The 8,064-nt window shown below is 71.7% G+C and carries 9 protein-coding genes; 5 read left to right on the top strand and 4 right to left on the bottom strand.

Annotated features, from left to right (window positions below; all coding sequences use genetic code 11):
- The coding region (locus tag C2L59_RS39140; RefSeq protein WP_146060494.1) for a fasciclin domain-containing protein at window positions 1-383 on the top strand (383 nt) is incomplete at its 5' end.
- 363 nt (window positions 384-746) lie between these two features.
- Here C2L59_RS39140 and C2L59_RS39135 read toward each other — a convergent pair.
- Window positions 747-962, bottom strand: a complete 216-nt coding sequence (locus tag C2L59_RS39135; RefSeq protein WP_103354631.1) for a hypothetical protein — start codon at window positions 960-962, stop codon at window positions 747-749.
- 200 nt (window positions 963-1,162) lie between these two features.
- Between C2L59_RS39135 and C2L59_RS39130 the strand changes: the two genes are divergently transcribed.
- On the top strand, window positions 1,163-1,882 hold the full coding sequence (locus C2L59_RS39130; RefSeq protein ID WP_103354630.1) for a MerR family transcriptional regulator: 720 nt from the start codon (window positions 1,163-1,165) through the stop codon (window positions 1,880-1,882).
- Window positions 1,883-1,888: 6 nt separating this feature from the next.
- On the opposite strand, the gene C2L59_RS39125 is transcribed toward C2L59_RS39130, so the two are convergent.
- Together C2L59_RS39125 and C2L59_RS39120 are read right to left on the bottom strand one after the other, a co-directional pair.
- On the bottom strand, window positions 1,889-2,587 hold the full coding sequence (locus tag C2L59_RS39125) for a CPBP family intramembrane glutamic endopeptidase (protein ID WP_103354629.1): 699 nt from the start codon (window positions 2,585-2,587) through the stop codon (window positions 1,889-1,891).
- A 34-nt stretch (window positions 2,588-2,621) separates the two neighbouring features.
- On the bottom strand, window positions 2,622-3,440 hold the full coding sequence (locus tag C2L59_RS39120; protein ID WP_103354628.1) for an SGNH/GDSL hydrolase family protein: 819 nt from the start codon (window positions 3,438-3,440) through the stop codon (window positions 2,622-2,624).
- 83 nt (window positions 3,441-3,523) lie between these two features.
- Between C2L59_RS39120 and C2L59_RS39115 the strand changes: the two genes are divergently transcribed.
- Both C2L59_RS39115 and C2L59_RS49970 read left to right on the top strand, forming a co-directional pair.
- Window positions 3,524-4,117: a PadR family transcriptional regulator gene (locus C2L59_RS39115; protein ID WP_103354627.1), complete on the top strand. Its 594-nt coding sequence runs from the start codon at window positions 3,524-3,526 to the stop codon at window positions 4,115-4,117.
- Between the two features lie 170 nt (window positions 4,118-4,287).
- Window positions 4,288-4,419 (top strand): hypothetical protein, encoded by a 132-nt coding sequence (locus C2L59_RS49970; protein WP_255410333.1) that lies wholly within the window; start codon window positions 4,288-4,290, stop codon window positions 4,417-4,419.
- 360 nt (window positions 4,420-4,779) lie between these two features.
- On the opposite strand, the gene C2L59_RS39105 is transcribed toward C2L59_RS49970, so the two are convergent.
- The gene (locus tag C2L59_RS39105) at window positions 4,780-6,624 is read right to left on the bottom strand and encodes a GAF domain-containing protein (RefSeq protein WP_158263138.1); all 1,845 of its coding nucleotides are present in this window, start codon (window positions 6,622-6,624) and stop codon (window positions 4,780-4,782) included.
- On the opposite strand from C2L59_RS39105, the gene C2L59_RS39100 reads away from it, so the two are divergent.
- A complete protein-coding gene (locus tag C2L59_RS39100) occupies window positions 6,619-8,058 on the top strand; it encodes an FAD-binding oxidoreductase (RefSeq protein WP_103354625.1) in 1,440 nt (479 codons plus the stop codon). The two genes, C2L59_RS39105 and C2L59_RS39100, sit on opposite strands and share 6 nt — an antisense overlap.
- The last annotated feature ends 6 nt before the right edge of the window (window positions 8,059-8,064 follow it).

The following is an 8,064-nucleotide window of genomic DNA, read 5'->3' as shown; positions in this document are numbered from 1 at the left end:
TGCTGACCAAGCTGGTGGCGGCGGTCAAGGCCACCAACCTGGTCGACACGCTCAACAGCCAGGAGGCCATCACGGTGTTCGCGCCGGCCGACCCGGCGTTCGCCGCGCTGGGTGACGCCAAGTTCGCCGAGCTGGCCGGCAAGCCCGCCGAGCTGGCGCCGATCCTGCAGTACCACGTGGTCGGCAAGCGTTACGACGCCAAGGGTCTCGCGAGCGCGGGTTCGGTCGACACGCTCAACACCGCCGGCGGCCCGGTGAAGATCGAGGGTTCCGGCGAGAACATGACGATCAACGGCGCGAAGATCCTGTGCGGCAACATCCCCACGAAGAACGCCACCGTCTTCGTGATCGACAAGGTGCTGACGCCGGGCACCAACAAGTAACTCCAGCTTCCGGGCAACACACCTTTCCTCCGGGGAAGGCCCGGGAAATGCGGCCGCCGCAGCCTCACCGATGGGTGAGGCTGCGGCGGCCGCGCCACCTCCACCGGCACGCCCTGAACGAGAGGTGGGTGCCTTCGACCGGCGGCGGATTCCGGGAGGTCCGCCGCGGGGGGACGCCAAAGCGGCGGCGTTCCGCTGGCCGTCGTCACCGCCGGATCACTCCAGGGCCGTGACGCCGGCCAGCCCCCGCCGGCCGGCCCCCGCCGGCTGGCTTCTGGTCGGATTGCTCGAGCGGAACACGAAGGATTTGCGGGTGGTGGGTTGTGTCGATGGCGCCGGAACGACCGAAATACCTTCGCCCGATCAGCGCAGCCAGAGCTCCGAGCTCGCGCGGTCGGCCGTTGGCTCGGTGAGGATCCGCTCGCGCAGTTCGTGGCAGACCTCGCGGCGGATCCGGTCCTCGGTGCTGCCGCCGAGCTGGAGTTTCTGCTCGGTGAGCACCCCGGGGGCCCGGTGGACGTGGCCGGACGCCAGCGCGTCGCCTCGGCGCTGCGCGAGCAGCATCCGGAAGGTCCGCACGTGCTCGTCGGCGATGTGGCGTACGGCGACGGGGCCGTCGTCGGTCGAACGGTTCCCGGCGCCCGTGGTTGGCTCTGCGCGGTCTCCGCGTGTTTGCGTACCGGCAGGAGAGGGCCGGTATCGTGTCGCATCGGCCGGAAGAAATCTCGAACGTCGGGAGCGCCGGACTGGTCGATGCGACGGAAAGGAAACGAGGCACGGTGTGGAGCACGCGGCAGCTCGCCGACCTCGCCGGTACCACCGTCAAGACCGTCCGGCACTACCACCGGATGGAACTGCTCGAACTTCCCGAACGCGCGCCCAACGGGTACAAGCGGTACCGGACGACGCACCTCGCGCGGCTGTTGCAGATCAAGCGGCTGACCGAGCTCGGCCTCTCCCTCGCCCGGATCAAGGCGATGGGCTGCGGCGGCGAAGGCTCCGAGGACACGATCGACGTGCTCGACGCCGAGCTTGCGGCCGAGATCGAGCGCCTGCAAGGGATCCGAGAGGAGCTGGCGACCCTCCGTGAGCACCGCGCTCCCCTCGATGTCCCGGCGCCGTTCGGGCCGGTCGCGCGCGGGATGTCGGAGCAGGACCGCGCGCTGCTGGCCGTGTTCTCGGGAACGTTGCGGGAGGACGCGCTCGACGACCTCCGCCGGCTCATCGCGGAACCGACCGAAAACGACGTCGACGAGGACTTCGACCGCCTCTGCGCAGACGCTGACGACGAGGCGATCGAGAACCTGGCGAGCCGGCTGGCGGCGTCGATCCGGCGGAGCCACGCCCGGTTCCCGTGGATGGCCGCCCCCGGCTCGGCGGGAACGCGCGGCCGGGAGCGCGCCGAAGCCGCGCTGGGATCCGCTGTCGCCGAGCGGTTCAACGCCGCCCAGCTCAAGACCCTCGTCCGCGCCCATGCCCTGGTCGAGGCGCAGAGCTGAGCCCGTTCAGCCGCCGGTGATGCCGTGGTAGAGGATGCCCGCGCTGTTGTAGACGGTGTGTACCACCACGCCCGGCCAGAGGGAGCCGGAGAAGCGCAGGAGCAGCCCGGCGCCGAGCCCGACGGCGAACGCGAGCGGCATGACGGCGTTGAGGCCGTGGGCGAGAGCGAACACCGTCGCGCTGACGAGCACGCCGACCCAGGAACCCCAGCGGAAGAGGAAGTTCGCGATCACCCCGCGGAACAAGGCCTCTTCACCGAGCGGCGTGAGCACCCCGCCGAGCACGATCGTCACCACGAGGGACAGCACTCCGGCCCCCGCCGCGTCGCGGTAGCTCTGCTGAACGCTCTCCGAGCCGGGGAAGAACGGGTCGAACAACGCCGAGATCGGCCAGCTCAGGCCGAAGAACGCGAGACCGGCCGCAACGCCCATCAGCAGCCATCCGGGGTGCACGCGCCGCATTCCGAAGGAGCCGACGTCGCGGATCCGGACGAGCACGGCGGCGGCGAACGCGCCCAGCGGCGCGAGCCCTGAGACGAGGAAGTTCGCCTGGCCCGGAGACACCGGGGAATCGGCGGGAAGCCGCAGGGCGATCACCGAGCCGGCCAGGTACAGGACAGCCGCTGTGAGTACCGCGACACCCAGTTCGGGCCAGCCCGGCCGGCGACCGTCCCGTTCCTGGGCAACTTCGTGCGTAGTGTTCATGGCCGCGAGTGTCGACCGTGCCCTTGGGGCAGGGTCAACCTGACGTCTGATCCCTTCCGAGCTGTCGACGACACTCGGCTATGCGGTGGAGTTGGGGGTGTTTGGCCGTGCGCTGGTCCCCGGAAGACTGGCCGCGCAGGCGCCTGCCGAGCCACGGGCCGAGAAAGGTGGCTGCCCACCGCAGTTCAGCGGTGGCGCGCCCGTGCGGTGACGGTGGGATGGGCAACGGTGGTGCCGGTTCGTTCCAGGAATCGTTGCTGCCCGGCACCTGCAGGGCGTGCGCGACCGCGTCGGCGATCAGTTGATGCCCCAGGGGGCTGCAGTGCAACCGGTCCTCGCTCCAGAACCGGCGGTCGGCGACCGAGGGGTGCCGGGCGATCTCCGCGACGGCGACTCCGTGCCGGGCGGCTGCGGCACGGATCCGGTCGTTGATGTCGAGGATGCGGGAGCGAACCGGCCGGGCGAGGGGGATGATCCTGGTGAGGTCGGGAAAGGTCAGGGTCGCCACGCGGGCTCCGGCGCCGGTGAGCGCAGCGAACATCGCCTCCAGGTCGTCGGCCACCGTGGCGGTGTTGACCCGGGGCCGGAGCAGGTCGTTGACTCCGGCGACGACGGTGGCCAGGTCGGGCCGCAGCGCCAGAGCCGGCCCCAGTTGCCCGGACCGGACTTCGCCCGCGCGGCGGCCGCGGACGGCGAGGTTGGCGTACTGGAGATCGGGGTTGTCGACGGTGAGGCGTTCGGCGAGCCGGTCGGCCCAGCCCCGGAGGCCCACGGCGTCGTCACCGTCACCGACGCCTTCGGTCTGGCTGTCACCCAAGGCGACGTAGCGCAGGTATCTGCCGCTGACTGTCACGCGTCCTCCTAGTCATAATGTTGACTAATCATAACCAGGGCTATACTGAGCTTGCTCATGGTCGACGACGAGGAGATGCGCCGGTGAGTCTGCGGCATGCGGTGCTCGCGGCGCTGCTGTCCGGCGAGTACAGCGGCTACCAGCTGGCCAAGGCGTTCGACGTGGGCGTCGCCAACTTCTGGTACGCCCGGCCGCAACAGCTCTACCTGGAGCTGTCCAAGCTCGAAAAGGACGGGTTGATCAGCGGCCGGGAGGTGGTTCAGCAAACCCGTCCCACCAAGCGGCTGTTCGTGGTCACCGACGCCGGACTCGCCGAACTGGCGCACTTCGCCGCCGCCGTGAGCAAGCCGTCGTTCATCCGCGACGACCTGCTGGTCAAGGTCCAGGCCGTCGACCACGTCGACGCGGCACCGGTGATCGCGCAACTGGAGCAGCGAGCCGCGGCGGCCGCGGCCAAGGTGGAAATCCTCGACAAGATCCTGCGGCGGTACCGCGGGGATTTCGACGAGGAGACCTACCTGCGACACGGGTCTCCGATCGGGCCCTACCTGACGTGCCTGCGCGGCCGTCGGTTCGAGCAGGAACACCACGACTGGTCTGTGCAGGCCGCCGCACTCCTGCGTGATCGGGCGACCCGGACCGATTCTCCGGCGCCCACCTCGGATCCATCCCGGTAGCGCTGCCGACCGGCATTCGTCTCGGACTGCGGTGGCGGAAGCATCCGGCCGGTCGGTGACGCTTGTCCCTTTCGAGAGCTACTGCGAGTGTCCGTCACGGAGTGACGCGGCATCCCGCGCCACGTTCGTGATCTCGGCGCACTTCGGAACGTGCGGCGAGAGGAACCGCCATGACCAGCCCCACCGAGCCGAAGTCGCGGTTGCTGCGGCTGCGGGTCCCCGTCCTGTCCGTCGCCACTGCCGTGCTGCGACCGATGGGCCGGGCCCTGTCTGTCCGATGGACGGCCACCACCGGGCGTTGATCCGCAGGCCGCCGATGCGGACGGAGTCGGTGGTGGTGGCGGCCGGCCGGGCCAGCTGCCGGGTGGCGGTGCGGCGCAGGACCGGCAGCAGGGGACGGAGGGGCGGGACACGGTGCGCGGACAACTGGCCTACGACCCCGCCCGGACCTGACCCGGATCGGGGTGCCGGTCCTGGCCGTCACCGGCACCGCGGACGTCCAGGTCTGCCCGGGCGACCTGGACGTGATCGCCGACCTGGTGCCGGGCAAAGCCGGAACGCACCGGACTCCCGGCCTGACTCACATCCTCCGCCGCATCGGCGGCCCGGGCTCGGTCTTCGCCTACGCCGGCTGCTGCGCGACCCGGTGGACGACGAACTGCTCACCACGGTGGCCCACTGGCTGGCCGTCCGGCTTCGCTGACCGAACCGTGAAGCCGGACTTCCGGGCCGTCCAGCGGACCGCTTGCCGCCGCGAGGTGCAGAAGCATCTGCAGCTCCAGGGCTCGCTGCGGGGAACGCCAATCCTCGCCGAGCAGGCTGTCGACTGCGGTCAGTCGCTGGTAGAGCGTGTTGACGTGGATGGCCAGCGCGGTGGCGGCCGGGCGCGCGCGACGGCCGTGTTCGAGGAACACGCGCAAGGTCTCCACCAGCGGCACGCCACGGCGTCGTTCCTCGGCGAGCACCGGGCCCAGCACGTGCTCGAAGGCCTCCACCAGGTCGCGGCGACCGGCATGGTCGAGCAGGATCCGGTACAGCCCGAGTTGCCCGGCGGTCGCGGCTTCTCCTGTGCGCCCCAGGGCTTCCGAGGCACGCAGCGTCTGCCTGGCCTCGTGGAAGCACCGCCGCAGCTCCGCCGGCCCGCGCGCGGGGCCGGCAATACCCGCGGTCGGTGCGTCGCGCGGCCAGTCCCGGCGGATTGCGTCGGGATCGGCCGTGGTCACGACGAGCAGCCGGCCACCGTGCTCGGCCGTACGCATGCCGGGCAACGAGGGGAGCCGAGCCCGGGTGGAGGCCACCACGAGCACCGAGTACCGCGCCGACGGGTCCAGGCCGGCCTGCCGCACGGCCGGTCGTTCCGAGGTCGTGGCGAGCAGGTCGACCAGCAGCGCCGCGCGAGTGCGCTGCGACGCTTCGGCCACGGCCTGCTCGGCCACCAGCGCGAGGGCCAGTGCAGGGGCCGCACGCTCCAGAAGCAGCCGATCCTCGCGGGCCGGCTCGGCGTCCAGCACCAGCGCGCCGAAGCGTCGCTCGCCCGCCACGACAGGTTGCGCCACGGTTGCGGTCTGCCCGGTCTCGTCAGCCGGCGGCTCCGCCACGAAGCGGATCTGTCCGCGGGCCATCGCGTCGATCTCGGCCAGCAGTTCCTCGACCCCGCCACCGGTGAGCACCACGTGCGTGAGCCGCTGGTCCCAGCGCAGCGTCTGCTCCAGTTCGCCGGTGCGGCGCGCGAGCGCCTCGTTCGCGGCGTTGAGGCTGCTGAGGGCGGTGGCGTTCTCGATGGCGATCGCCTCGTGCGCGGCCAGTGCCGAGGCCAGCGTCACCTCGTGCTCGGTGAAGTCCCGTTCCCGGCGTTTGCCCACGAACAGGGCGCCCAGCACGCGCGACCGCGCAGGCGCAACGTAATACCGAGCAGCCCGCGCAGGTTCTCCGCGCGCGGCCGCATCGGCGGTGTCGTCGTGGCGGAATCGCCGCTCCGCCTGGTAGTCGGCCGTCCACCGGGGCGCCGCGTGCGCGATCACCTCACCGGCCGGCCCCACCGACAACGGGATCACCACCCCGATCAGCTCGGGCGTGAGCGCGCCGCCGGCCACCTTCAGCCGCAGCTGCCCGTCCTCGATGAGACCGAGGTAGGCCAAGTCCGCGTCGAGCAGCCGGCGAGCCTGGTCGACGATCTCCGGCAGCAGCTCGTCGGGCGCGCGGAGAGTGGCCAGCCGGATCGCGATGTCGTTGAGCGCGGCCAGCTCGGCCGCCCGCTGCGCCTGCTGCCGCAGCACCATCGTCAGCCGCAGCGCCTGCGCGGTCTCCCGGTCGGCCGCCGCGGTGTCCCGCGACCGCGCCGGCTCGCTGCCGTGCCGCTGGAGCTCGTCCGGGGTGGCGTCACGCAGCAGCAGATCCAGCCATGACTCCCGCACCGGTGGACGCTCCATCCATCGATCATCGTCAACGGTAGCCGGTCTGTACATTGAGCGGAGCGTGGAAGCACCGATACCGTCGCCGCCATGCACGACGACGCGTGGCAGCGCGGGCTCATCGATGACCTGGACCGTGGCTTGCCCGCCGGCCGGGTGATCACCGACCCCGGCGTGGTGTCCGGCTACCTCCACGACGAGGCCGAGTGGGCGCCCTACGGCTCGCCGGCGGCGGTGGTGCGGCCACGTACGGCCGAGGAGGTGCGGCATGTTGTTCAGGTCTGCCTGCGGCACGGCGCCCCGGTCGTGCCACGCGGCGCGGGCACCGGGCTGTCCGGCGGCGCGAACGCGATCGAGCACAGCGTGGTCGTCTCGACCGAGGCGATGACCACGATCAAGGAAATCGACCCCCGCGAGCGGCTGGCCGTGGTCGAGCCCGGCGTGGTCAACGACCACCTGCGCGCGGCCTGCGCCGAACACGGCCTGTGGTACCCGCCGGACCCCGCGAGCGCGCCGTGGTCGACCATCGGCGGCAACGTCGCCACCAACGCGGGCGGGTTGTGCTGCGTGAAGTACGGCGTCACCCGCGACTACGTCCTGGGTCTGCAGTTCGTGACCGGAACCGGCGAGCTGGTCCGGGTCGGCCGTCGCACCGCCAAAGGCGTCGCGGGCTACGACCTGGCCGGGCTGCTGGTCGGCTCGGAAGGCACCCTCGGCGTCATCACCGAGGTCACGGTGCGGCTGCGCCCGGCCCGGCAACGCGAGCACACCGTCGCGGGCTACTTCTCCTCGGTCGTCGACGCCGGGCACGCGGTGGCCGCGGTGGCCGACGCCGGGCTGGAGCCCTCCGCACTGGAACTGATCGACCGGCACTGCCTGGCCGCCGTCGACGCGTGGAAACACCTGGGCCTGTCGACCGAGGCCGACGTGGTGCTGCTGGGCCGCACCGACAGCGCCGGTCCGGCGGGCGAACGCGAAGCCGACGCGGTGCTCGAATGTTTCCGGAAGGCGGGGGCCACGTTCGCGGCCCGCTCCACCGACCAGCAGGAGGCCGAAGCGTTGTTCGACGCGCGCCGCCTGGCCTACCCCGCGCTCGAACGGCTCGGACCGGTGCTCACCGAAGACGTCTGCGTGCCCAAGGGCGCGGTCCCTGACATGCTCGCCCGGATCGAGCGCATCGCCGCCCGGCACGACACGCTGATCGCCAACATCGCGCACGCCGGCGACGGCAACCTCCACCCGCTGCTGATCACCCGACCCGGCGACGACGGCGCGAGGAAGCGGGCGCAGAAGGCGTTCGACGACATCATCGCGGCGGCGCTGGAGCTGGGCGGCACGGTGACCGGCGAGCACGGAGTCGGTCTGCTCAAACGGGACGGGCTGGCCGCCGAGGCCGGGCCGGCCGTGCTGGCGCTCGGCCGGGCGGTCAAGGACGCGCTGGACCCGCGCGGGATCTTCAATCCCGGCAAGGTGGTGGCGACCGGGCGGGAAGGGGCGGAAGCAAGCCCGCGGCGGCCGGGATCGGGGTGATCGTCC

The organism is Amycolatopsis sp. CA-128772, from assembly GCF_002904295.1.
Taxonomy (GTDB): domain Bacteria; phylum Actinomycetota; class Actinomycetes; order Mycobacteriales; family Pseudonocardiaceae; genus Amycolatopsis.
This window is presented reverse-complemented; position numbering and strand designations above follow the sequence as displayed.

What these genes read in the sequence shown, in the direction of transcription:
- C2L59_RS39100 (WP_103354625.1), top strand. Translation starts at nt 6,619, where the DNA reads ATGCACGACGACGCGTGGCAGCGCGGGCTCATCGATGACCTGGACCGT.
- C2L59_RS49970 (WP_255410333.1), top strand. Translation starts at nt 4,288, where the DNA reads ATGACCAGCCCCACCGAGCCGAAGTCGCGGTTGCTGCGGCTGCGGGTC.
- C2L59_RS39125 (WP_103354629.1), bottom strand. Translation starts at nt 2,587, where the DNA reads ATGAACACTACGCACGAAGTTGCCCAGGAACGGGACGGTCGCCGGCCG.